Origin of the sequence: Pseudomonas sp. SJZ074, assembly GCF_007828215.1 — a bacterium.
Taxonomy (GTDB): domain Bacteria; phylum Pseudomonadota; class Gammaproteobacteria; order Pseudomonadales; family Pseudomonadaceae; genus Aquipseudomonas.
Genome location: NZ_VIUE01000006.1, coordinates 161,292 through 186,916, shown reverse-complemented (window position 1 = coordinate 186,916; position 25,625 = coordinate 161,292). Strand labels below are relative to the sequence as shown.

At 56.0% G+C, this 25,625-nt stretch carries 22 protein-coding genes; 4 read left to right on the top strand and 18 right to left on the bottom strand.

The features are described from left to right. Window positions 1-24: 24 nt before the first annotated feature. From FBX99_RS10325 to mtnA, 18 genes are all read right to left on the bottom strand, one after another. A complete protein-coding gene (locus tag FBX99_RS10325) occupies window positions 25-543 on the bottom strand; it encodes a DapH/DapD/GlmU-related protein (protein WP_145131427.1) in 519 nt (172 codons plus the stop codon). Continuing rightward, window positions 540-1,832 (bottom strand): lipopolysaccharide biosynthesis protein, encoded by a 1,293-nt coding sequence (locus tag FBX99_RS10320; protein ID WP_145131424.1) that lies wholly within the window; start codon window positions 1,830-1,832, stop codon window positions 540-542. The genes FBX99_RS10325 and FBX99_RS10320 overlap by 4 nt, the downstream gene beginning before the upstream one ends. Window positions 1,833-1,838: 6 nt before the next feature. Next, entirely contained in the window at window positions 1,839-2,960 is a 1,122-nt protein-coding gene (locus FBX99_RS10315; protein WP_145131420.1) for a DegT/DnrJ/EryC1/StrS aminotransferase family protein, read from the bottom strand. Beyond that, window positions 2,957-3,538 carry an acyltransferase gene (locus FBX99_RS10310; protein ID WP_145131417.1) on the bottom strand — a complete coding sequence of 194 codons (582 nt, stop codon included), beginning with the start codon at window positions 3,536-3,538 and terminating at the stop codon, window positions 2,957-2,959. Before FBX99_RS10310 ends, FBX99_RS10315 begins: the two co-directional genes overlap by 4 nt. An 8-nt stretch (window positions 3,539-3,546) precedes the next feature. Then, window positions 3,547-4,497, bottom strand: coding sequence for a Gfo/Idh/MocA family protein (locus FBX99_RS10305; protein WP_145131415.1), 951 nt, complete (start codon window positions 4,495-4,497; stop codon window positions 3,547-3,549). A gap of 19 nt (window positions 4,498-4,516) precedes the next feature. After that, a complete protein-coding gene (gene wbpA / locus FBX99_RS10300; RefSeq protein WP_145131411.1) occupies window positions 4,517-5,830 on the bottom strand; it encodes a UDP-N-acetyl-D-glucosamine 6-dehydrogenase in 1,314 nt (437 codons plus the stop codon). Between the two features lie 821 nt (window positions 5,831-6,651). Further along, entirely contained in the window at window positions 6,652-7,710 is a 1,059-nt protein-coding gene (locus tag FBX99_RS10295) for an LPS O-antigen chain length determinant protein WzzB (RefSeq protein WP_145131408.1), read from the bottom strand. 190 nt (window positions 7,711-7,900) lie between these two features. Continuing rightward, window positions 7,901-8,125 carry a LapA family protein gene (locus FBX99_RS10290; protein WP_144927099.1) on the bottom strand — a complete coding sequence of 75 codons (225 nt, stop codon included), beginning with the start codon at window positions 8,123-8,125 and terminating at the stop codon, window positions 7,901-7,903. 27 nt (window positions 8,126-8,152) lie between these two features. Continuing rightward, window positions 8,153-8,449 carry an integration host factor subunit beta gene (ihfB, locus tag FBX99_RS10285; protein ID WP_003183877.1) on the bottom strand — a complete coding sequence of 99 codons (297 nt, stop codon included), beginning with the start codon at window positions 8,447-8,449 and terminating at the stop codon, window positions 8,153-8,155. Window positions 8,450-8,592: 143 nt separating this feature from the next. Then, window positions 8,593-8,871, bottom strand: coding sequence for a hypothetical protein (locus tag FBX99_RS10280; protein ID WP_144927096.1), 279 nt, complete (start codon window positions 8,869-8,871; stop codon window positions 8,593-8,595). 207 nt (window positions 8,872-9,078) lie between these two features. Beyond that, window positions 9,079-10,773 carry a 30S ribosomal protein S1 gene (gene rpsA, locus FBX99_RS10275; protein ID WP_145131405.1) on the bottom strand — a complete coding sequence of 565 codons (1,695 nt, stop codon included), beginning with the start codon at window positions 10,771-10,773 and terminating at the stop codon, window positions 9,079-9,081. Between the two features lie 119 nt (window positions 10,774-10,892). After that, on the bottom strand, window positions 10,893-11,582 hold the full coding sequence (cmk, locus tag FBX99_RS10270) for a (d)CMP kinase (protein WP_145131401.1): 690 nt from the start codon (window positions 11,580-11,582) through the stop codon (window positions 10,893-10,895). Continuing rightward, window positions 11,579-13,786 (bottom strand): bifunctional prephenate dehydrogenase/3-phosphoshikimate 1-carboxyvinyltransferase, encoded by a 2,208-nt coding sequence (locus FBX99_RS10265; protein WP_256662487.1) that lies wholly within the window; start codon window positions 13,784-13,786, stop codon window positions 11,579-11,581. The genes cmk and FBX99_RS10265 overlap by 4 nt, the downstream gene beginning before the upstream one ends. 28 nt (window positions 13,787-13,814) lie before the next feature. Then, entirely contained in the window at window positions 13,815-14,927 is a 1,113-nt protein-coding gene (gene hisC, locus FBX99_RS10260) for a histidinol-phosphate transaminase (protein ID WP_144927088.1), read from the bottom strand. A 13-nt stretch (window positions 14,928-14,940) separates the two neighbouring features. Next, window positions 14,941-16,035 carry a prephenate dehydratase gene (gene pheA / locus FBX99_RS10255; RefSeq protein WP_024778725.1) on the bottom strand — a complete coding sequence of 365 codons (1,095 nt, stop codon included), beginning with the start codon at window positions 16,033-16,035 and terminating at the stop codon, window positions 14,941-14,943. Next, complete coding sequence (serC, locus tag FBX99_RS10250; protein WP_145131399.1) at window positions 16,035-17,120, bottom strand: 3-phosphoserine/phosphohydroxythreonine transaminase; 1,086 nt, start codon at window positions 17,118-17,120, stop codon at window positions 16,035-16,037. Before serC ends, pheA begins: the two co-directional genes overlap by 1 nt. Before the next feature lie 227 nt (window positions 17,121-17,347). Next, the gene (gene gyrA, locus FBX99_RS10240) at window positions 17,348-20,014 is read right to left on the bottom strand and encodes a DNA gyrase subunit A (RefSeq protein ID WP_145131397.1); all 2,667 of its coding nucleotides are present in this window, start codon (window positions 20,012-20,014) and stop codon (window positions 17,348-17,350) included. A 445-nt stretch (window positions 20,015-20,459) separates the two neighbouring features. Then, window positions 20,460-21,536 (bottom strand): S-methyl-5-thioribose-1-phosphate isomerase, encoded by a 1,077-nt coding sequence (gene mtnA / locus FBX99_RS10235; protein ID WP_144927079.1) that lies wholly within the window; start codon window positions 21,534-21,536, stop codon window positions 20,460-20,462. A 105-nt stretch (window positions 21,537-21,641) separates the two neighbouring features. Here mtnA and FBX99_RS10230 point away from each other — a divergent pair, with 105 nt between their 5' ends. The 4 genes from FBX99_RS10230 to FBX99_RS10215 all read left to right on the top strand — a co-directional run bounded on the left by FBX99_RS10230 (window position 21,642) and on the right by FBX99_RS10215 (window position 25,373). Then, the gene (locus FBX99_RS10230) at window positions 21,642-22,973 is read left to right on the top strand and encodes a TRZ/ATZ family hydrolase (RefSeq protein WP_145131395.1); all 1,332 of its coding nucleotides are present in this window, start codon (window positions 21,642-21,644) and stop codon (window positions 22,971-22,973) included. Window positions 22,974-23,035: 62 nt separating this feature from the next. Beyond that, on the top strand, window positions 23,036-23,734 hold the full coding sequence (gene ubiG, locus FBX99_RS10225; RefSeq protein WP_145131393.1) for a bifunctional 2-polyprenyl-6-hydroxyphenol methylase/3-demethylubiquinol 3-O-methyltransferase UbiG: 699 nt from the start codon (window positions 23,036-23,038) through the stop codon (window positions 23,732-23,734). A 4-nt stretch (window positions 23,735-23,738) separates the two neighbouring features. Then, entirely contained in the window at window positions 23,739-24,410 is a 672-nt protein-coding gene (gene mupP / locus FBX99_RS10220) for an N-acetylmuramic acid 6-phosphate phosphatase MupP (RefSeq protein WP_145131392.1), read from the top strand. A gap of 222 nt (window positions 24,411-24,632) precedes the next feature. Further along, the gene (locus tag FBX99_RS10215; RefSeq protein WP_055127310.1) at window positions 24,633-25,373 is read left to right on the top strand and encodes a YciK family oxidoreductase; all 741 of its coding nucleotides are present in this window, start codon (window positions 24,633-24,635) and stop codon (window positions 25,371-25,373) included. Window positions 25,374-25,625 lie beyond the last annotated feature (252 nt).

Sequence of the window (25,625 nt, the reverse complement as noted above, 5' to 3'; positions counted from 1 at the left end):
CTATATTATTTTCATAAAGCATAGTTATGCCACTGAGGCACTCGCCATTGTCTTCTTCCTGATCAGTTTTGCAGGTACCCCACCCCAAATCTCACCGGCTGGAACATCCTTTGTGACAACCGAGTTCGCTCCAACAACCGAGTTAGCTCCAATAGTTACACCAGGATTAATAAAAACGTTTGCACCTATCCAGCAATAATTACATATGACAACATTACCGCGCCTCTCGGGTGGATTCCCTTGGGAAAAATCTGCATCGGCATCTGCAGACTGCGTATAAATTCTAACATTATGAGAAATTCTACAGCCATCGCCTATTTTTACCACGGCACCAGCAACCGCCTGAATAGTCGATAGTTCCCCAATGTAGCTATCACCGGCTTCAATACGGCCATTTCCATAAAATTGAATGAAAGCACCATTGAATCGAAAACGCCTATCTATCGCGTATTTATTTCGATATACAGCGTATGTTATACCCCACCCAACACGACGAAACAAAAGAAGAAAGCTAGATAATAAATTCAGTATATATAACTTCATTTCGACAAACCTCGATTCAATATGATCGATAAAGACCGAACCACCTCAGACCACGGCATGGAATAAATGCGCCTGGAGAGCATCCAGGCTAACAGGAAAAGCACACCCTCAGAAAGCGCGTACGCAATAGCGGCGCCCTGCAAACCATATAGCTTTACAAAAAAAACAGTAACTACAACTGAAAACACCCCTGTACAAACTGTAACGATAGAAACACTGCTTGTTCTAGACGAAAAAAAGAAAAGCCCTGCAATTGAAAGGTACATTCCTTTAAAACTTTGCCCCAAGAAAAACCAGATAACGATTTCTTTTGCTGCAATGAAATTCTTGCCCACTACAGCAGAGAAAAACAACTCGCAAAATCCGATTGCTAAAACTGCCAAAGCAGCAAATGCGAGCCAAATCAAGTATGTTATTCCGACCACCTCTAGACGTGCAGCGTCAGAATTTTCTTTAAGCCTTGTATACAACCAAGGACCGTAAACCTTAATGAAAGCATCCGCAATCAATCCCATGATCATGCCAATCTGAAGTGCTAGGGTATAGATACCCACCGATTGAATATCAAGCATATTGGCAATAATGAATCGATCAGCGACAACCATTACGAGCCCGCCGATTACATGTGGAACTAAGGGAACACCAAATTTCAACGCGCCTACGACTTGCCCTTCCCCAATTTTGGGGTAACTCAATTCCTTGTTCAACAATAGCAATAACAAAGCTAAAAGTCCGAAAACACTAGTTGCAATGACCTGCCCCAGGGCCCGCCCCTCCCACCCCATTAGAAAGCCAAATACGAACACCAACGAAACCATGGCATTTATTAAGCCCTGAGACACTTGAAAAATACCATATCGCTTGGCCGTTCTACTCATCTGCCATAGCGTAAGTTTTATATTTACAAGAAACTGCATTCCAGAAATAGAAACAGCAATTAACAGCCATCTATATGGTAGACTCGTGGATTCAACGAGCAAATCCCCAAACACCGCAACCAAAAAAAATATCACTATTGTACTGACAAATAAAATACCAATACAAGCTCCCACAAGTCGTGCCAGAGCGGGTTTTTCAAGTTCAAAAAAACGAACTCCGATTGCACCGTGCACGCTGAGTCCTGTCACCGCCCCAAACAGATTGACCATAATACCGAACATGGCCACAACTCCATAATCAGCAGGAGACAATGCACGTGTCAAAAACGGCAATAGCAAAAAGGGAATACCGGCACTAATGATATTCGCGCCTAAGAAAATCCCAGCATTACCGAGGAGTCGTATATTCATTAGCACTCACGAAGAAAAGTGATTCAAACTAATATTCAATGCACTACGCAACCCAGATATTACACTCTCGAACACTGGAGTGACATCTGCACTCATAGGTAGACTCATAACCAGCCTGGCAACAGAATTAGATATAGGAGTCACCAATGGCGAACCATAACTACAATAGGCGGGTTGCTCATTTAGAGGAACGGGATAATGAACAGCAGTAGGAACACCCTCCTGCCTGAGAACTTCTTGTACTTGCTCGCGATTATCTACCATTACAGTATATTGGGCAAACATGCTCGTACGATCGCTTTTTTGATGAATACGCCTGACCCCTAACTCATCCATTATTCGATTATAGCGCCCCCCCACCTCGATTCGCTGAGCAACCTCCCAATCAAATCGTTTTAGCTTGGCCAAAACTATCGCGCATTGAAGCGTATCCATCCGGCCACCCAATCCGACGCGGGTATGCCAATATCGCCTACTTTGTCCATGAACGCGAATCTCTCTACAAGCTTGAGCAAAGGCATCGTCAGAAGTAAATATTGCTCCGCCATCACCATAGCATCCGAGAGGCTTACTTGGAAAAAAACTGGTACATCCAACAGTCGACAAATTACAGCTCTTACGCCCCTTGTATTCCGCACCAAAACTTTGAGCAGCGTCCTCAATCACCGGTATATCGCCATATCGGGCGGCGATCGCGTTAATCTCATCCATATCCGACGGCTGCCCATAAAGGCTGACGGGTATAATCGCTTTTGTCTTGCGGCCAATTGCAGCTTCTAGCTGATTAACGTCGATGTTGCAGGTCAGCGGATCGATATCAACGAAAACTGGCCTTGCTCCCAATAAAACAATAACTTCTGCTGTCGCGGCAAAGGTGAACGGAGTAGTTACCACCTCATCACCGGGCGCTACACCCAAGGCCATTAGGCTAATAAGTAATGCGTCCGTACCACTGGAGACCGTTATACAGTGTTTGGCACCCGTGAAAGCAGATAGCCGCGCCTCAAGCTCAGCGACTTCGGGCCCCATAATGTATTGCCCATGTTCAAGTACGCTGTTGATTCGCCCCTGTATCTCCTCCTTCAACGCCTCATATTGAGTTCTTAAATCAACGAAAGGAATACTCATGAGCCCGAACACTCCAGATTTCCAGCAACTAATTTATAATGTTGCGCCGTGTGCGGGCACGTATAGGTTCCATCACCAGTAAGGCCAAGCGGTACCCTTTCTCCCTGCTGACTCATCCAGCCAATTTGTTTCGCCGGCACGCCTGCCATTAGCGCATAGGGTTTGACGTCTCGATTAATAACCGCACCTGCCGCAACGAACGCATACTCACCAATAGTAACACCACAAACGATAGTACAATTCGCGCCTAACGTTGCACCTCGCTTGACCAAGGTATCTCGATACTCATCTTTCCGAGATACCGCGCTACGGGGATTATATACATTAGTGAATACCATGCTTGGACCACAGAAAACGTCATTTTCCAAGGTGACATTGTCATACACGGATACATTATTTTGAATCTTGACGTTGTTACCAATAACAGCACAGTTACTAATAAATACGTTTTGCCCTAGGGAGCAACCTTCGCCAATACGCGCACCTGAACAAACATGTACAAAATGCCATACACGCGAACCGCTGCCTATCACGGCGCCTTGATCAACGATAGCGGAAGGATGTAGCTGATAGTTCATAGTTTCCCTCATCTGTTCAAGGTTTTAAGAAAAGGGTGGCCTTCATCATCCTGGGCATCACTGATTTTCAAAGAGCGAATATTTTCTACTGTTTCGATACAATGCCGGGCATCTTCAAGTCCATAACCTCGCCCCGCCAGGATCTCGTTGTAGCTAGCGGTATGAAGATCCGTAAAGCCCTCAGAAAACTCCAGCTCTTTCCCGTCGACGGTAATCGAGCGATAGGTAGGTTTTTTCTCTTCTACTGCCTCAGGCAGGTCATTACTGTCGATGGAAAGAAACCAACGTACACGCGCCTTCTCGTACTCCAGGTACCCGGCAGCCTTGTATTCGCTACTAAAATGAACAACGTTTCGCTGAAGCTTTCCGAAAATGAAATGGAGCATGTCATAGAAATGTACACCGATATTCGTCGCTACACCGTAGGACTTCCGCGGATCACCTTTCCAACTTTCCATATACCATTTACCACGGGAAGTGATATAGGTAAGTTCTACATCATATTTATGCTGAGGAGAACCACGGAAAATTTCATTTCTAAGCTCTATAATTGCCTGATGATGACGAAGCTGTAAGATATTATATACTTTACGTCCTGTTTCTCGCTCGATGGCTGCGAGCTCATCAAGAGCGGCCACGGTTGGCACCAATGGCTTTTCACAAATCACATCACATCCCAGACGCAGCCCAGCGGCAATATGAGATTGATGCAGATAATTAGGCGAGCATACTGCAACATAATCCAAAGCCAGGACAGGATCTCTTTTAAGACGCCAGGCATACTCATAAAAACGCTCGAATTCGGTAAAAAATTCACTTTGAGGTGAAATACTATCTACTATGCCTACAGAATCATTTATGTCATATGCAATTACTAACTCGTGACCTGTATCCTTGATCGCACGCATATGCCGTGGGGCTATATAACCCGCCGCACCGATTAAAGCAAAACGTTTCACTTTGACACCCTCCACAGAGTCAGGCTTTAATTATATGTTTTTCTGGAATACGATACTTTCCACGGGTATCAATTAATAATTTCGAATGCCGACGTATCAGATCATAATCAAATTTATCGTGATCAGTGGCAAGTACCACCGCATCAAAAATGGTTAACTTTTCGACCGATAACTCTTCACTTGCGAGATCGAAATTATGCTCTCGCATTCTTGGAAAAACGGGGACGTGTGGATCACTGTAAGAGACCAAACCGCCCTTAGCCGCAATCAATTCCATGATTTCAACTGAGGGCGACTCGCGCATATCGTCGACATTTTTCTTGTAAGCGATTCCCAAAACCAATATTTTACTATCTTTAAGCGCCTTTCCTCGTTCGTTAAGCCCGTCCATCAGCTTACCTACAACGTATTCCGGCATGGCCTTATTGACTTCGCCGGACAACTCGATGAATCGAGTATGTAATCCATACTCTCGAGCCTTCCAAGTTAGATAGAATGGATCAATAGGGATACAATGACCACCTAAACCAGGGCCTGGATAATAGGCGGTAAACCCAAAAGGTTTCGTAGCTGCCGCATCAACAACTTCAAAGATATCTATCCCCATGCGGTCAGCAACGACTTTCATTTCATTAACCAAGCCGATATTTACTGCTCTATGGATATTCTCAAGCAGCTTTGTCATTTCAGCCGTTTTTGTTGAACTAACAGTAATTATCTTATCAATGGCATGCTCGTAGAGTGCCACCCCCACCTCAAGGCAAGAGGGCGTGTGCCCACCAATCACCTTAGGTATCGTGCGAGTTTCGAAACCTGGATTGCCTGGGTCTTCCCTCTCAGGGGAGTAAACGAGGAAAATATCCTCACCGACACGTAGACCACCTTCTTCCACGCGCGGAAGCAATTCTTCCTCAGTTGTGCCCGGATAAGTCGTACTTTCAAGAGAAATAATTTGTCCAGGACGAAGGAAGGGCTTGAGAGCATTCGTAGTATTAATCACGAAGCTCATATCAGGCTCGCGATACTTATTTAGAGGAGTAGGAACACATAAAATCAAGGCGTCGCACTCCGCCACTCGCTCGAAGTTGTCTGTTGCTTCGAAACCGGTCAGACGGGCAAGCGCAATTTTCTCACTTTGGATATGCTCAATATAACTATTCCCTGCATTTAACGATTTAACTTTGGCCTCATCAATATCAACACCCAGCACCTTGAAACCGATAGCATTATACCGAAGCATCAAAGGCAAACCTACGTAGCCGAGCCCCACTATGCCAATAACCGCCTCTTTACTCTTAAACTTTGCGACACTCGCCTGCTTCAAGCCCAACATTAATATAACTCCCAAATTTTTTGTATTACCAAACACTTACTGAAACAGACTTTCCTCGTGCCCTCCTTAACAATCTCGAAAATCCACTTCAGACAACAAAACTCATCGATACTACCGTCCTATTGTTAAGCCACTCTCTATACCACTAACTCTGCAGACGTATGACCGATGGTGGAAATCTGGCACCACGCGGAAATATTTCCTACTTCGCGATGCTCAGTAGGGACGCATCATCTTGTGCTTCGCATCGTACCAGATCCGCGTTCGACTCTGGAGTATCAGATACTTTCAACTTCGAGGGTTGCTCATGGCGATCAGATTCGCAGCCAGGAGGGATGCCTACTACTCCCTGCAGTGATGGCACATCTGCATCATAGAGGTTCATTTTGGGGAGGTATGGGGCGGTGAAAGCTACGCTAGCACCTATTTCGCCAATACGTTCCTTTTTTGACGAGGGGCCGTTGTCGTCAGACAAGGCATCCTGACAAGTCGTAACCCACTATGGCGAGAGACGGCAACGCAACATGACGGCAACAGACACCGTCAAAAAAGAGCGTATTTGTGATACAGGACACTAGCCGTAGCTCACGATGAAGAGCCGGCTTAACCGGAGTTTAAATCACCTCTTTAAGGTGAGCATCTAGGGTGACAAGGGTCAATTCAGAGATTTGCACCCACAGGTAGACTCAAATAACCATCAACGGGAAAATGATAAACATTCTATATTAGAAGCATCATTAAAATTAAAGCACTTTCCAACACGAGCTCATAGTAGGAGTACCATTCAAAACTCCGACGTACAATACCTACTCGCCATTCACTTAACTTATGCTGCGCCTATCCTGCATTACGCTCTTGCTTACAAAAAAACGAATTAATGCAATAAACCCCGCAAGAATAAAACCTAAAATAACCCCGATCGCGAGTATATAAAATTTCCTGGGCTTTATTGGACTTTCAGGCACTTCAACATTCCCATCCAAGCGATAAACCGATATGCTGTCAGGGTCCACATTTAATTTCCGGTAGAAATTGTAACGCATTTGCAAAGAACGTAAATCTGATATAAAAGCATCGTCGGAGGCCCGTGACTCCAGAGCCTTGATCTCTGCAGCCAACGCTTTGCTTCCTCGCTGATAATCCAGTTTACTGCCCGTCTCGACAGTTATATCAACTGCGGCTGTTGACTTTATCACCGGACCAGTCAAACCAATAGCTTCCGCGATTTTTAGCGCCTCTCGCAACTGTTGAATACGATCCTCGCGTACGCGCTGTGCATTTTCGCGCAAACTGATAATTCTCTGCTCGATATTGCGAGCCTTCACCGCCGCTTCGGTCGTGACGTTCCTGACTAGCTCTAACTCCGCAGCTTCACTGGCGCGAGCTACATAAGCCTTGATCCATTCGGTCGCCTGCACGGGGTTCCCCCCTTGAATCGTCACAGAATAGCGATCTGGAGTGTCTTTCCCCCCCTTTACTACCAACCGCCTAGAAAAACCTTCATACAATTGATCCATCGCCCCCTGACGCGCTTGCTCAGGAAGAGAAGGGAGGTAAATATCATTGAAAAATTTCTGACGAAGCGACTCCGCCTGCAGATTTCGGATAAATACACCATAAACATACCCAATTGAATAAGTATCCAGCTCAGTACTTTTCCCCCGCCCATAATTCAACTCAGCAATCCCATTCTGAGTAGGCGGCATGATGAAAAGCTTGGCTTCGTAAACTGGCTTACTAAGAAATGCGTAGGCGGCCGCACCAATAGTGACCAACAGCGTCACACCTATGATCAACCACTTCTGAGCCCAAAGCCCACGCACGAGCTCTATCAGATCAATCTCATCAGAGCCACGCACTTCAACACGGTCATTTTGCATGTAGGACCTCGCCTTCATTGTCTGAAATCACGCTTGCAAAACTCAACGCATGAAGAGGCAGGACAACAGGCAAAGCCCCGATAAAAACCGAAACAAACTGGATTAAGTTAAGCACAAATAAAAAAACCCGTAGTCATAAAAATTATTGGCAGCGATCCCTACTCCAAGACTACCAGGCTCCCACACTCCATCATTTCAGCCGTCGCCGCCCCCCAACGAACCACGTCAGCAAGGGACCGAATACCATACCCAGCAGTAGCGCCAACAGCACGAAAACCGAAACCGGAAGCTGCGGAGCCGACCAGCCGAGGAACAGCAGGGCAACAGGCTGATTGTTTTCGAGCACGAACAGGACGATGGCTACAGCCACGAGCAGCGCTAGTACGACAACCGCCAGACGCTTAAAGTTCCCCATGAACACCTCTTTATTTTTGATGCGCTGTTAAAACTCGTCCCCCTCCTCCTCATTCACCCGATCCCTGAGTTCTTTGCCCGGCTTGAAATGAGGCACGAATTTGCCATCAAGACTCACGGATTGCCCGGTTTTAGGGTTACGCCCTACCCGCGGAGCGCGGTAATGCAGGGAGAAGCTGCCGAAGCCACGGATCTCGATACGATCTCCCGTAGCCAGGCATTGGGACATTTGCTCAAGCATGGTCTTGATAGCCAGTTCCACATCCTTGGATGAGAGTAGCCCTTGATGGGTGACAATACGTTCGATCAACTCCGACTTCGTCATATTTTTCCCTTCTTTTTCAAGCAGCTAGGAAAATCGCTTAAAAAGGTTTTAGCATGGTCGAAGGGATTTGAACAGCCCAAGTATTGACATTCTTCCTCATTCCCCTGTTGGTCTTCCGCACAGATGGCGGGACCTTACTCGGGTTATCGACACATGACCAACATTGTCCGCGTCAGATAACCCGCCGGATTGAAACCGAAGGGATACGAATCTTCATCCTTCGCATCGTCGGATCGGGTAATCACTTTATAACCCGCCCCCTTGCACTCCCTGGCAGCCCGCTTATGGCACTTCTCCCAGCTGGACCCCAACCCCGAGCAATCGATCTCGATTCCGCTGACACCGCGCACTGCGTGGGTTTTCGCGCTTGTGGAGCACCCAGCCAGCATGACTACCAACAACACAAGAAAGAGTCTGTTCATTCAAGACCTATCGGCAGGAGGCCATCCATTCAAAGCAACCCTTGGTCGCTATATAGATAATTGATCCGCTTAACAAAACAGACCACTCTATCAAAGAATTGGTTTCCCCCCCTGACGATGCATGCCCAGGCGAAACGTGGAAATGAACGGAATCGCGGGCACAAAAAAGGGCGACCGAAGTCGCCCTTTTTTACAGAAAGTCAGAACTCAGTTCTGCTTTTCCGCTTGTGCAGCACGCAGCAGGTCACCCAGGGTGGTGGCTACTGGAGCATCCGAAGCAACTGGCTTGTCGCGCAGGCTTTGGATAGCTTCTTTTTCGTCTTCAACATCTTTCGACTTGATCGAGAGCTGGATTACGCGGCTCTTGCGATCAACGCTGATGATCTTGGCTTCTACTTCTTCGCCTTCTTTCAGAACGTTACGTGCGTCTTCAACGCGGTCACGGCTGATTTCGGAGGCTTTCAGAGTCGCTTCGATATCGTCGGCCAGGGTGATGATGGCGCCTTTGGCGTCAACTTCTTTCACGATACCCTTAACGATTGCGCCTTTGTCGTTCTCTTGAACGTACTCGGAGAACGGATCGCTTTCCAGTTGCTTGATACCCAGGGAGATGCGCTCGCGCTCTGGGTCAACCGACAGGATAACGGTGTCCAGTTCGTCGCCCTTCTTGAAGCGGCGAACGGCTTCTTCGCCCACTTCGTTCCAGGAGATGTCGGACAGGTGAACCAGACCGTCGATGCCGCCGTCCAGACCAATGAAGATACCGAAATCGGTGATCGACTTGATGGTGCCGGAGATTTTATCGCCCTTGTTGAACTGGCCAGAGAAGTCTTCCCATGGGTTGGACTTGCACTGCTTGATGCCCAGGGAGATACGACGACGCTCTTCGTCGATGTCCAGAACCATGACTTCCACTTCGTCGCCGACTTGTACGACTTTCGAAGGATGGATGTTCTTGTTGGTCCAGTCCATTTCGGAAACGTGCACCAGACCTTCAACGCCTTCTTCCAGCTCAGCGAAGCAGCCGTAGTCAGTGAGGTTGGTAACACGGGCAGTGACGCGGGTGCCTTCTGGGTAACGGGCTTTGATAGCGACCCATGGATCTTCACCCAGTTGCTTGAGGCCCAGGGAAACACGATTGCGCTCGCGATCGTACTTCAGAACCTTGACATCGATCTCGTCGCCAACGTTGACGATTTCCGAAGGATGCTTGATACGCTTCCAGGCCATGTCGGTGATGTGCAGCAGGCCATCGACGCCACCCAGATCGACGAATGCGCCGTAATCGGTGAGGTTCTTGACGATACCCTTGACCTGTTGGCCTTCCTGCAGCGATTCCAGCAGAGCTTCGCGCTCGGCGGAGTTCTCGGCTTCCAGGACACTGCGACGGGAAACGACAACGTTGTTGCGCTTCTGGTCCAGCTTGATGACCTTGAATTCCAGCTCTTTGCCTTCCAGGTGCGTGGTGTCGCGCACTGGACGGACGTCAACCAGGGAACCTGGCAGGAACGCACGGATGCCGTTAACGTCGACAGTGAAGCCGCCTTTAACCTTACCGTTGATAACGCCCTTGACCACTTCCTCAGCTGCGAAAGCCGCTTCCAGAACGATCCAGCATTCAGCGCGCTTGGCTTTTTCACGGGACAGCTTGGTTTCACCAAAGCCGTCTTCAACCGAGTCCAGAGCAACGTGAACTTCGTCACCGACGTTGATGTTCAGCTCGCCAGCATCGTTGTAGAACTGCTCAAGCGGGATGAGTGCTTCAGACTTCAGACCAGCGTGAACGGTTACCCAGCGAGCTTGGTAATCGATATCAACGATAAGACCGGTGATGATGGAGCCTGCCTGAAGGTTCAGGGTTTTCAGGCTTTCTTCAAAGAGTTCCGCAAAGCTTTCGCTCATTTTAATTCCTGTTGATTAGGGCGAAGAATACGCCCGCCTCCACACCCCAGACGATGTGGGTTAGTTTCATATAGAAGAAGCACCGCAGGACTATGACTGGTCCCCTGCGGAGCTTCCTGTCACCCGGCGATATCGCGAATGGCAATCTCGCTCATGATGCGTTGCAACACCTGATCGATGGACAATTCCGTGGAATCCAGCTGTATCGCGTCAGCCGCCGGCTTGAGCGGGGCTACTGCGCGCTGGGTGTCACGCTCATCACGTGCACGGATCTCATCTAGCAGACTCGACAGACTAACATCCTCGCCTTTGCCCTTCAACTGCAAATATCGGCGACGAGCCCGCTCCTCCGCGCTGGCGGTCAGGAAAATCTTCAATGGCGCGTCCGGAAAGACGACCGTGCCCATGTCCCGACCATCGGCCACCAGCCCCGGCTGCTCCAGGAATGCGCGCTGACGCTGGAGCAACGCTTCGCGTACCGCCGGCAGTGAAGCGACCTGGGAGGCCCCGGCGCCAACGGTTTCAGTCCGGATGACATCGCTGACTTCGTCGCCTTCCAGGATGATGCGCTGCAGTTGACCATCGGTCGCTGCAATGAATTGCACATCCAGGTGCGCCGCCAGGGCCTTGAGCAACTCCTCGTTGGTCAGGTCGACGCCATGGTTGCTGGCCGCGAATGCGAGCAAGCGATACAGGGCCCCCGAATCGAGCAGGTTCCAGCCCAGTTGCCTGGCGAGGATCCCGGCGACGGTGCCCTTGCCCGAGCCGCTCGGGCCATCGATGGTGATGACCGGTGTCTTGATGTTCACGACTGTGCCTCTTTTGCCACCCGAATGCCGACCTGCTCGCACAGTGCCAGGAAGTTCGGGAACGATGTCGCAACGTTGGCGCAGTCATGGATGCGAATCGGGGCGCTTGCCCGCAGGGACGCAACACTGAAGGCCATGGCGATGCGATGGTCACCGTGACCATGGACTTCGCCGCCGCCGATCTGGCCGCCGTCGATGATGATACCGTCCGGCGTCGGCTCGCATTTTACGCCCAGCGCCAGCAAGCCATCCGCCATCACCTGGATACGGTCCGACTCCTTGACCCGCAGCTCTTCGGCGCCGGTCAGTACCGTCCGTCCTTCCGCACAGGCGGCAGCCACGAACAGTACCGGAAACTCATCGATCGCCAGCGGAACCAGCGCCTCGGGAATCTCGATACCCTTGAGTTTAGCCGCTCTGACGCGAAGGTCCGCCACCGGCTCGCCGCCGACTTCACGCGGGTTCTCCAGGGTGATGTCGGCGCCCATCAGGCGCAGGATATCGATCACGCCCGTGCGGGTCGGATTGATGCCGACGTGCTCGAGCACCAACTCAGAGCCTTCGGCAATGGACGCGGCCACCAGGAAGAACGCCGACGACGAAATATCGCCCGGCACTTCGATGTGGGTCGCGGTCAACTTGCTACCCGACTCAACGGAAGCCGTAGCCCCGTTGACCGTAACCGGATAACCGAAGCCACGGAGCATGCGCTCGGTGTGGTCACGGGTCGGCGCCGGCTCGGTGACGGTGGTCTTGCCTTCGGCATAGAGACCAGCCAGCAGCAGGCAGGATTTCACCTGGGCGCTGGCCATCGGCATGGTGTAGGTCAGGCCCTTGAGCTTGTTGCCGCCACGGATGACCATCGGCGGACGACCTTCGGCAGCCGTCTCGATGACCGCGCCCATTTCCCGCAGCGGGTTGGCCACGCGGTTCATCGGCCGCTTGGACAGCGACGCGTCGCCGGTCAGGGTGCTATCGAAGTCCTGCGCGGCCAGCAGGCCGGACAACAGGCGCATCGAAGTACCGGAGTTACCCAGGTAGATCGGACCTGGCGCAGGCTTGAGGCCATGCAGGCCGACACCATGGATCGTCACGCGACCATGGTGCGGCCCTTCGATGACCACCCCCATGTCGCGAAACGCTTGCAGCGTCGCCAGGGCATCTTCGCCCTCGAGGAAGCCTTCCACCTCGGTCACGCCTTCGGCCAGGGAACCGAGCATGATCGAGCGGTGGGAAATCGATTTATCGCCCGGTACACGAATACGCCCGCTCAGGGAGCCACCAGGTTGTGCCAGGAAAATCAGATCGTTGGAATTCATAGCGTCCACATAGGCCCGACGGGCCAGGATTTTACTGAAATGCTCGCGGGCCACCCTGGCACGTGTGAAAACGCCCAGCAACTGGTGCCCGTCCCCTGCATCGACCGCGTCGCGCAAGGCGTCGAGGTCGCTGCGAAATGTATCGAGTGTGCGCAGGACAGCTTCGCGATTGGCGAGGAAGATGTCGTGCCACATGACCGGGTCGCTACCGGCGATTCTCGTGAAATCGCGGAAACCGCCGGCAGCGTAACGGAAGATCTCAAGATTTTCATTGCGTTTGGCCAATGAATCCACCAGACCGAACGCCAACAGGTGCGGCAAATGACTGGTGGCGGCCAGGACCTCGTCGTGGCGCCCGACCTGCATGTGCTCCACATCGGCGCCCAACTCGCGCCACAAACGGTCCACCACAGCCAGCGCAGCCGGATCGGTCTGGTCCAGCGGCGTCAAGATGACCTTGTGGCGGCGAAACAGCTCGGCATTGGAAGCTTCCACGCCGCTCTGCTCGGAACCAGCGATCGGATGCCCCGGCACGAAGCGCACCGGCATCCCGCCAAAGGCTTCGGTAGCCGCACGCACGACGTTACCCTTGGCACTGCCGACATCGGTCAGGATCGCCCGGCCCAGGTCCATGGTCGCCAAGCGTGCCAGGAGTTTTTCCATGGCCAGAATCGGCACCGCCAGCTGAATCACGTCAGCCCCCTGGCACGCAGCCGCCAGGTCGTCTTCGCAGCGGTCCACCACGCCCAGCTCCACCGCCAGCTTGCGCGACTGCGGATCCAGGTCGACGCCAACCACCTCGCGGCACAGACCTCCTTCTCGCAAGCCCTTGGCGAACGAACCACCGATCAGTCCCAGACCGACCACCACCAGGCGACCGATCATAGGTGCAGCAGGTTGCAGCGAAGTGACATCAACCACGAGCCAGAACCTTGCTCAATGCCTCGAGGAACCGGCTGTTTTCCGCTTGCAGGCCAACGGTGACGCGCAGGTGGTTCGGCATGCCGTAATTGGCCACCGGACGCACGATCACGCCTTCACGCAACAGGCCCTGGAACACCGGTGCCGCGACACGACCCAGGTCGACGCAGATGAAGTTGCCTTTCGACGGAATCCAGCCCAGGCCCAGCTCACGGAAGCCAGCCTCCAGTTGCAGCATGCCGGCCTCGTTCAGGCGACGGCTCTGCGCCAGGTACTCCTCATCCTGGAGTGCAGCGCAGGCGGCGGCCAGAGCAAAGCTGTTGACGTTGAACGGCTGGCGTACACGGTTCAGCACATCGGCCACCACGGCAGTGGACAGGCCGTAGCCGACCCGCAGCGATGCCAGGCCGTAGGCCTTGGAGAAGGTGCGCGAAACCAGCAGGTTCGGGTACGCCGCGAGGAAGTCCAGGCCATCGGGCAGGTCGCTGCCTTCGGCGTATTCGATGTAGGCCTCGTCCAGCACCACCAGCACGTGCCCAGGGACGTCCTGCAGGAAGTCGTCCAGGGCCTGGGCGTCGAACCAGGTGCCCGTCGGGTTGTTCGGGTTGGCGATGAATACCACCCGGGTATTGGCGTCGATGGCCGCCAGCATGGCCGGCAGATCGTGTCCCCACTCCTTGGCCGGAACAACATGGGCGTCGGCACCGACCGCCTGGGTAGCGATCGGGTAGACCGCGAACGCATGCTCACTGAATACCGCGTTGAGGCCCGGCGCCAGGTAGGCACGCGCCACCAGCTCAAGGATGTCATTGGAACCGTTGCCCAGCGTCACCTGGTTCAGCTCGACACCACAACGCTCGGCCAGCAGGCTTTTCAAGGCAAATCCATTGCCATCGGGGTAGCGGGTCAACTCGGCCAGCTCGTCACGGATCGCCGCCAGCGCCTTGGGCCCGGCACCCAGCGGGTTCTCGTTGCTCGCCAGCTTGACGATGCTGGCCGGATCCAGGTCCAGCTCGCGAGCCAGTTCGTCCACGGGCTTGCCTGGAACGTAAGGCGAAAGTTGTTGCACGCCTGGCTGTGCCAGGGCGAGGAAGTTGCCACTCATTTGCTATCCGCCCTTATAGAACTGCCTTGGGGTAGGAACCCAGCACCTTGAGTGCCACTGCTTCCTGACTGATTTTCTCCAGCACACCTTTTACCAGCGGGTCGCGGTGGTGGCCGACGAAGTCGATGAAGAACACGTAGGTCCATTTACCGCTGCGCGACGGACGCGTCTCGATCCGGGTCAGGTCGATACCGTTGTCGTGGAACGGCACCAACAGTTCATGGAGCGCGCCGGGCTTATTGCTCATGGAAACGATGATCGAAGTCTTGTCGTCGCCGGTCGGTGGCACTTCCTGGTTGCCGATCATCAGGAATCGCGTGGAGTTGTCCGGACGGTCCTCGATTTTCTCAGCCAGGCGGGTCAATCCATAGAGACCGGCCGCCATGTCCCCTGCAATTGCCGCCGAGTTCCACTCGCCCTTGACCCGCTTGGCCGCCTCGGCGTTGCTCGATACCGCCACGCGCTCGACGTTCGGGTAATGGGCGTCCAGCCACTTGCGGCACTGGGCCAGGGACTGGGCGTGGGAATAGATCCGGCTGATGCTGTCGGTCTTGGTGTTCTCGCCCACCAGCAGGTGATGGTGGATGCGCAGCTCGACTTCGCCGCAGATCACCATGTCATGCTCGAGGAAGCTGTCCAGCGTGTGGTTGACCGCACCTTCGGTAGAGTTCTCCACCGGCACCACGCCAAAATTCACCGCGCCGGCCGCGACTTCGCGGAAGACTTCGTCAATGGCGGCCATCGGCTTGCTGATCACAGCGTGCCCGAAGTGCTTCATGGCCGCGGCCTGGGTGAAGGTACCTTCAGGCCCCAGGTAGGCGACTTTCAGCGGTTGCTCCAGCGCCAGGCACGACGACATGACTTCGCGGAACAGCCGCGCCATTTCTTCGTTGCTCAGCGGGCCCTTGTTGCGTTCCATGACCCGCTTGAGCACCTGGGCCTCACGTTCGGGACGATAGAACACCGGCACTTCACCCTCGGCCAGGGAGGCCATTTTCACCCGGGCGACTTCCTGGGCGCAGCGTGCGCGCTCGCTGATCAGCTCCAGGACTTTTTCGTCCAGGGCATCGATGCGCAGGCGCAGCGCCTTGAGTTCTTGCTCTGACATCAGCCGTGTTCCTTCTCGAACTCTGCCATGTAGGCAACCAATGCGTTGACCGCATTGATGTCCACGGCGTTGTAGATGGAAGCGCGCATGCCACCGACAGAGCGATGGCCCTTGAGGTTCAGCAACCCGCGCTCGTCGGCACCCGCCAGGAACGGTTTGTCGAGACGGTCGTCGGCCAGGCGGAACGGTACGTTCATCCAGGAGCGGTCGGTCTTGTTGATAGGGTTGCTGTAGAGGTCGCTGGCATCGATGAAGTCGTAGAGTGTGCGCTGCTTCACTTCATTGAGTTTGCCGATGGCTTCGACACCGCCCTGCTCTTTCAACCACTCGAACACCAGGCCCGACAAGTACCAGGCCAGGGTCGGCGGCGTGTTGTACATCGAGCCGTTGTCGGCCGCGACCTTGTAGTTGAGCATGGTCGGGCACAGGGAACGGGCACGACCCAACAGATCCTCGCGAATGATGCTGACCAGAATGCCGCTCGGGCCGATATTCTTCTGGGCGCCGGCGTAGATCATGCCAAAACGGGAGACATCCATAGGGCGCGAAAGGATGTCCGAAGACATGTCGGCCACCAATGGCACATCACCGGTTTCCGGTATCCAGTTGAATTCCAGACCGCCGATGGTTTCGTTCGGCGCGTAATGAACGTAGGCCGCGTCCTTGGACAGGTTCCACTCGTTCTGACCGGGAATGGCGAAATAGTCGTAGGGCTTGGCGGTGGCGGCAACGTTGACATGGCCGTAACGCGAGGCTTCTTCAATGGCTTTCTGCGACCAGATCCCGGTGTCGATGTAGTCGGCCTGGCCGTTTTCCGGCAGCAGGTTCAACGGGATCTGGGCAAATTGCTGGCTGGCGCCACCCTGCAAGAACAACACTTTGTAGTTGGACGGGATGTTCAGCAGATCACGCAGGTCCTGCTCGGCCTTGGTGGCAATGGACACGAACTCATCGCTGCGATGGCTCATTTCCATGACGGACAGGCCCTTGCCATGCCAGTCGAGAAGTTCACCCTGGGCACGCTTCAGGACCGCTTCAGGAAGCGCCGCCGGGCCGGCACAGAAGTTATAGGCTCTCTTGCTCACATCCAATCTCGCTCTGATCTGGTGGTCACATAAATCTTGTGTTCTGCACACAATCCCTGTGGGAGCGGGCTTGCTCGCGAATGCGGTGTGTCAGTCGACATCTGAATGGCTGATACACCGCATTCGCGAGCAAGCCCGCTCCTACAAGAGGAATGCGCAGTGTCGCAAATTTTCAAAAGGGACAAACAACAAGGGGGCGAATCTTCATCCGCCCCCTACGTGTCCGCTTACTCCTGCGGTTCTTCTTCGTCTGCGGCAGCATCGAGCGATTGATCGTCGCCGGTCATGTCGTCGACATCGGCACCCAGGGTACCGTCGAACGCCACGTCGTCCTCGCCTTCCAGCTCCTCGCCTTCGACTTCCGATGGTTCCTGCACCCGCTCAAGGCCCACCAGCGTTTCATCGCTGGCCAGCTTGATCAGCGTCACGCCCTGAGTATTACGGCCCAGGCTCGACACCTCGTCGACCCGCGTACGCACCAGAGTGCCCTGATCGGAGATCAGCATGATTTCCTCGCCATCGAGCACCTGGACCGCGCCGACCAGACGGCCGTTACGCTCGTTGCTGACCATGGCGATCACGCCCTGGCCGCCACGCTTGTACTCCGGGAACTCGCTGATGGCGGTACGTTTGCCGTAGCCACGCTCGGAAGCGGTCAGGATCTGGCTGCCTTCTTCGGGAATCAGCATAGAGATCAGCTTCTGGCCTTCCGGCAGGCGCATGCCGCGCACACCGCGGGCAGTACGGCCCATGGCACGAACATCGGACTCCTTGAAGCGAGTCACCTTGCCACCGTCGGAGAACAGCATGACCTCACGCTCGCCGTCGGTGATGGCGGCGGAAATCAGCACGTCGCCTTCGTCCAGTTCCAGGGCGATCAGGCCGACGCTGCGCTGACGGCTGAAGGATTCCAGCGGGGTTTTCTTGACGGTGCCGTTGGCGGTCGCCATGAAGATGTAGTGGCCTTCGGTGTATTCCTCCACCGGCAACATGGTGGTGATGTACTCACCATCGTCCAGTGGCAGCAGGTTGACCAGCGGACGACCACGGGCAGCGCGGGACGCTTCGGGAATCTCGTAGGTCTTGAGCCAGTAGACCTTGCCCTTGCTGGAGAACAGCAGCAGCGTCGTGTGGCTGTTGGCAACCAGCAAGTGGGCGATGTAGTCCTCGTCCTTGACGCCGGTAGCCGATTTACCTTTGCCGCCGCGACGCTGAGCCTGGTAGGCGGCCAGCGGCTGGGTCTTGGCGTAGCCACCGTGGGAAATGGTCACCACGCGGTCTTCTTCCGGGATCATGTCACCCAGAGTCAGGTCCAGGCGCGCATCGAGGATCTCGGTGCGGCGCACGTCGCCGTATTCGGCGCGGATCACTTCCAGTTCTTCGCGGATCACTTCCATCAGACGCGTGGCGCTGTTGAGGATGCGGATCAGCTCGCCGATCTGGTTGAGGATCTCCTGGTACTCGGCCAGCAGCTTCTCGTGCTCCAGGCCGGTCAGGCGATGCAGGCGCAGTTCCAGGATGGCTTGTGCCTGTTCCGGGGACAGGAAGTACTTGCCGTCGCGCAGACCGTATTGCGGGTCGAGATTCTCCGGACGGCAGGAATCGGCGCCGGCACGCTCGACCATGGTCATCACCGCACTGGACTCCCAAGGCGTACTGACCAGCGCTTCCTTGGCTTCCGACGGCGTCGGCGAGGCCTTGATCAGGGCAATGACCGGGTCGATGTTCGACAGGGCAACGGCCTGGCCTTCCAGGATGTGACCCCGCTCACGGGCCTTGCGCAGTTCGAACACGGTGCGGCGGGTGACCACTTCGCGACGGTGACGCACGAAGGCTTCCAGCAGGTCCTTGAGGTTCAGGATCCGCGGACGGCCATCGATCAACGCGACAATGTTGATACCGAACACGCTTTGCAGCTGGGTCTGGGCGTAGAGGTTGTTGAGGATCACCTCAGGCACTTCGCCACGGCGCAGCTCGATCACGACGCGCATGCCGTCCTTGTCGGACTCGTCCCGCAGTTCGGTGATGCCTTCGAGTTTCTTCTCCTTGACCAGCTCGGCGATCTTCTCGATCAGACGGGCCTTGTTCAGCTGGTATGGGAGCTCGGTGATGACGATCTGCTGGCGGCCACCGACCTTGTCGATGTCTTCGACCGTCGAGCGGGCGCGCATGTAGATGCGGCCGCGACCGGTGCGATAGGCCTCGATGATACCGGCCCGACCGTTGATGATCGCGGCGGTCGGGAAGTCCGGGCCGGGGATGTACTGCATCAGCTCATCGACGCTCAGCTCGGGGTTGTCGATGAGGGCCAGGCAACCATCGATGACTTCACCGAGGTTGTGCGGCGGGATGTTGGTTGCCATGCCCACGGCGATACCGCTGGAACCGTTGACCAACAGATTCGGGATACGGGTCGGCATGACCGCCGGGATCATTTCGGTGCCGTCGTAGTTCGGCACCCAGTCCACGGTTTCCTTGTGCAGGTCGGCCAGCAGCTCGTGGGCGAGCTTGGTCATGCGCACTTCGGTGTATCGCATGGCCGCGGCATTGTCGCCGTCCACGGAGCCGAAGTTGCCCTGACCGTCTACCAGCAGGTAGCGCAGGGAAAATGGCTGCGCCATCCGGACGATGGTGTCGTACACCGCAGTGTCACCGTGAGGGTGATACTTACCGATCACGTCACCGACGACACGGGCGGATTTCTTGTACGGCTTGTTGAAGTCGTTGCCCAGCTCGCTCATCGCGAACAATACGCGCCGGTGCACGGGCTTCAAGCCATCGCGCGCATCCGGCAGCGCCCGCCCGACGATTACGCTCATTGCGTAGTCGAGGTAGGACTGTTTCAGCTCGTCTTCGATATTGACCGGGAGGATTTCTTTGGCCAGTTCGCCCATGAGAAGCCTGATTCCTTTTTCTGGTGAAACCTCGTCACATCCAGACGGGACGAACGAAGCTCGCCGCCACAGGACAAGTGCCGTGCAGCGACTTACGACAAATCAACGAGTTATGCCATGGATCTGCGCAGTAAAGACCGCTTCGTGAAGCGACCCTGGAAACCGCCGGATGTTATCACAAGAGCCGCCACGCACCTATCCCCCAGATGCGCATGGAGCATAGTTAGTTGACCGGTGACAGGCTGGAATGGGACGAGAGGGGCTTAGAAGCGCTGCGACTGGAGAAATTGCACTCAAATGCAAGGAGTTCTGGAGGTTTCAAGGGCCTCATCGCGAGCAGGCTCGCTCCCACAGGGAGGCTTTACATGCCCGAGATTCCGGACACGACCCGATTCCATGTGGGAGCGAGCCTGCTCGCGATGGCGATGCACCTGACAAAATAGTCTCAATGCAGCCGCTTGCGGCACATCAGTTGCGCCATCTTCGCGGTGTCCGGGCGCTCGACGATCCCCTTCTCCGTGACGATGGCGTCGATCAGGTCAGCCGGCGTGACGTCGAACACCGGGTTGAACGCCTCCACCTCCGCGCCGACCCGCTTGCCGCCAACTTCCAGCAGTTCGCGCCCGTCGCGTTCTTCGATCGGGATGTCCTCGCCGCTGGCCAGGTTCATATCAATGGTCGAACTGGGCGCCACCACCATGAAGCGCACGCCGTGATGCATGGCGCAGACCGCCAGTTGATAGGTGCCGATCTTGTTCGCCACATCACCGTTGGCAGTGATGCGGTCGGCGCCGACGATTACCCAGGTCACACCCTTGGTTTTCATGATGTGGGCGGCAGAGGAATCGGCGTTGAGGGTCACCGGGATACCCTCGTTCGCCAGCTCCCACGCCGTGAGGCGCGAACCCTGCAGCCATGGACGGGTTTCGTCGGCATAGACCCGCTCGACCATACCCTCGATGAATGCACCGCGAATCACCCCCAGGGCCGTGCCGAAGCCGCCGGTGGCCAGGGCACCGGTGTTGCAATGGGTCAGGATGGCCTGGGCATTGCCCTGGTGCTTGCGGATCAGGTCGACGCCGAGCTGGGCCATGGTCAGGTTGGCTTCACGGTCACTTTCGTGAATGGCGATCGCCTCGGCCTCGAGGGCGGCCAGCGGCTCGGCATGCTCTTTCAAGCGCGCCAGCCGGTCACGCATCCGATCCAGGGCCCAGAACAGATTCACCGCCGTCGGCCGGGACTCGGCCAGCAAAGTGAAGTCAGCCTCCAATGCCGCGCCCCAGTCCCCGCCCTCGGCCACTCTCGCGCGGGCGGCCAGCACCACGCCGTAAGCCGCACTGATGCCGATGGCCGGCGCGCCGCGCACCACCATCGTGCGTATGGCCTCGGCCACCCCGGCCGCACTGGTGTAGGCGATCCAGTTTTCCTCGAACGGCAACACGCGCTGATCCAGCAGGTACAGGGCGCCATCCCGCCAATCGATGGCCTTCACCTTCTCCGCAGCCAACAGTTGATCGCGCATCCTACACTCCGCACTCTTGAACAAAGCCGCCGATTATAGCGATCCCAGCGCGATGACGCTCGGGTATACTTCGCCATCCTTTATAACCCATGGAACCGATCCACAATGCCCAAGCCTGCCATTGCGCTCGACTTACTATTGCTGCCGACCTGGTTGGTGCCTGTCGAACCCGCTGGCGTGGTACTCAAGGATCATGGCCTGGGTGTCCGCGACGGCTGCATCGTGTTCATCGGTCCACGGGCCGAAGCCCTGAAATGCGAGGCTGCCGAAGTCCGTGAGCTGCCGGGCATGCTGCTCAGCCCGGGCCTGATCAACGCCCACGGCCATGCGGCGATGACATTGTTCCGCGGCCTGGCCGACGATCTGCCCCTGATGACCTGGCTTGAACAACATGTCTGGCCGGCCGAGGGCAAATGGGTCGATGAAGACTTTGTGCGCGACGGCACCGACCTGGCAATCGCCGAGCAAATCAAGGGTGGCATCACCTGTTTCTCTGACATGTATTTCTATCCCAAGGTTGCCAGCGAACGCGTCCATAACAGCGGCATCCGTGCACAAATCGCCATTCCGATCCTCGATTTCCCGATTCCCGGGGCTGCCAGTGCCGACGATGCCATTCGTCAGGGCATCGAATTGTTCGGCGACCTCAAGCACCATCCGCGGATCAAAGTCGCATTCGGCCCGCATGCGCCCTACACCGTGGGCGATGAGAACCTGGAGAAAATCCGCGTGATTGCCGAAGAGCTGGACGCAGCCATTCATATGCATGTTCACGAAACCGCCTTCGAAGTGCAGCAGGCGGTGGATAACACCGCCGAGCGGCCGTTGGCTCGCCTCGGACGACTGGGCCTGCTGGGGCCGCGTTTCCAGGCTGTGCACATGACTCAGATCAGCGATGAAGACCTGGCCTTGCTGGTAGAAAGCAATTGCAGCGTGATCCATTGCCCGGAATCGAACCTGAAGCTGGCCAGTGGTTTCTGCCCGGTGGAGCGCTTATGGCAGGCCGGGGTCAATGTGGCGGTCGGCACCGACGGCGCTGCGAGCAACAATGACCTGGACCTGCTGGGGGAGACTCGCACCGCAGCCCTGCTGGCCAAGGCCGTCGCCGGCTCGGCCACGGCCCTGGATGCCCATCGGGCGTTGCGCATGGCCACGCTCAATGGCGCCCGGACGCTGGGCATCGAGGCCACCGTCGGCTCCCTGGAAGTCGGCAAGGCCGCCGACCTGGTGGCCTTCGACCTGTCGGGATTGGCCCAGCAACCGATTTACGATCCGGTGTCGCAGCTGATCTACGCCACCGGCCGCGATTGCGTGAAACACCTGTGGGTGGCCGGCAAGCCGTTGCTTGAAGACGGCCAGCTGACCCGCCTGGAGGAACCGCAACTGATCGCCACGGCCCAGGCCTGGGGTCGCCGCATCAGCGGTCACGACGAATAACCCCGCCTCTTGAGCCACGGCTCGGGGCCACTGATTTTTTCAAGTTTTTCGAGGATCTGCACATGAGCAACGTCGACCACGCCGAAATCGCCAAATTCGAAGCCCTGGCTCACCGCTGGTGGGACCGCGAAAGCGAGTTCAAGCCGCTGCACGATATCAACCCGCTGCGGGTCAACTGGATCGACGAACGGGTCAACCTGGCCGGCAAGAAGGTGCTCGACGTCGGCTGCGGCGGTGGCATTCTCAGCGAAGCCATGGCCCAGCGCGGCGCAACGGTGATGGGCATCGACATGGGCGAAGCACCGCTTGCGGTAGCGCAGCTGCATCAACTGGAGTCCGGCGTCAGCGTGGAATACCGGCAGATCACCGCCGAAGCCCTGGCCGAGGAAATGCCCGCTCAGTTCGACGTGGTCACCTGCCTGGAAATGCTTGAACACGTGCCGGATCCGTCCTCGGTCATCCGCGCTTGCTTCCGCATGGTCAAGCCCGGCGGCCAGGTGTTCTTCTCCACCATCAACCGCAACCCGAAGGCGTACCTGTTCGCCATCATCGGCGCGGAATACATCATGAAGCTGCTGCCTCGCGGCACCCACGACTTCAAGAAGTTCATCCGTCCTTCCGAGCTGGGCGCCTGGAGCCGTGCGGCCGGGCTGACCGTCAAGGACATCATCGGCCTGACCTACAACCCGCTGACCAAGCACTACAAGCTGGCCACTGACGTTGACGTGAACTATATGATCCAGACCCTGCGCGAGGAATAAGTCGATGCGTCTCAAAGCGGTTCTCTTCGACATGGACGGCACGCTGCTCGATACCGCGCCGGACTTCATCGCCATCTGCCAGGCCATGCGCGCCGACCGCGGCCTGCCACCGATGAACACGCAGCACATTCGAGACGAAATTTCCGGGGGCGCCCGTGCGATGGTCGCGGTGACCTTTTCCATGGACCCGGAATCACCGGGCTTCGAGGACCTGCGCCAGGAATTCCTCGATCGCTATCTCAAGGGCTGCGCCGTCCACAGCCATCTGTTCGACGGCATGGCCGAGGTGCTCGCCGACATCGAAGCCGCCAACCTGATCTGGGGCGTCGTCACCAACAAACCGGTGCGCTTCGCCGAGCCCATCATGCAGCAACTGGGCCTGGCCGAGCGCTCCAAAGTGCTGATCTGCCCGGATCATGTAAAAAACAGCAAGCCGGATCCGGAGCCGCTGATCCTGGCGTGCAAGATGCTCGACCTGGACCCGGCCAGCGTGCTGTTCGTGGGCGACGACCTGCGGGACATCGAGTCCGGGCGCAGCGCCGGCACCAAGACCTGCGCGGTGACCTACGGCTACATCCATCCAGACGACAACCCCAAGCACTGGGGCGCGGACGTGGTAATCGATCACCCGCTGGCGTTGCGCGAAGTGCTGGATAACGCGTTGTGCAGTTGCTGAGCTGACTACTTCGTGTGGCAAGACACTAAGTAGATTTTTTGTGGCGAGGGGATTTATCCCCGCCGAGGTGCGAAGCGCCTCCAAGAGATGTCAATCACTGCGGTGTATCAAGTAATACGCAAGGGGTCGCTTCGGACCCAGCGGGGATGAATTCCCTCGCCACAATACAACCCGTCGCCACACCGTGCATCACCACGCATCGTTATGTTTCGTGAGGTTCTTATGTTTGATTATTCCGCCCGCCCCGATCTGCTCAATGGCCGGGTCATCCTGGTGACCGGTGCCGGTCGTGGCATCGGCGCCGCTGCGGCCAAGGCTTATGCCGCCCACGGCGCTACCGTGCTGCTGCTGGGCAAGACCGAAGCCAACCTGACCCAGGTCTACGATGAAATCGAAGCGGCCGGTCATCCACAGCCGGCAGTGATTCCCTTCAACCTCGAAACCGCCCTACCCCATCAATACGACGAACTGGCGGCCATGATCGAAACCGAATTCGGTCATCTGGACGGCCTGCTGCACAACGCCTCGATCATCGGCCCGCGTACACCGCTGGAACAGCTGTCCGGCGAGAATTTCATGCGAGTGATGCAGGTGAACGTCAACGCCATGTTCATGCTCACCAGCACCTTGCTGCCGCTGCTCAAGCTGTCCACGGATGCGTCCGTGGTGTTCACCTCAAGCAGCGTTGGCCGCAAGGGCCGGGCGTACTGGGGTGCCTATGGTGTGTCCAAGTTCGCCACCGAAGGGTTGATGCAGACCCTGGCCGACGAAGTCGATACCGTCGCGCCGATGCGGGCCAACAGCATCAACCCCGGCGCCACCCGCACCAGCATGCGCGCCCAGGCCTATCCGGGAGAAAACCCGCTCAATAATCCAACGCCAGAAGAGATCATGCCGGTCTACCTGTATTTGATGGGGCCGGACAGCAAAGGCGTCAACGGCCAGGCCTTCAACGCACAATAAGCGCTCGCCCCCACGTTGCGGCGGTTTACCGTCGCGACGCTCGAATCCTTCGATAGCCAGCCAGACGAACCGCCAAAGCCCTGTCGCGCAAATCCCGGGGTGATATTCGCGATTTTTTCACTTCATTGATTTGCAATGCTTTTTTCTGAAGTGAACAGACTGGCACGACTTTCGCTCTAACCCTGCTAAACACGCCATGTCCGGCGGGTAACGGAGGTTGATACGAGACCTGCGTCAGCCAAGGAAAGCAGA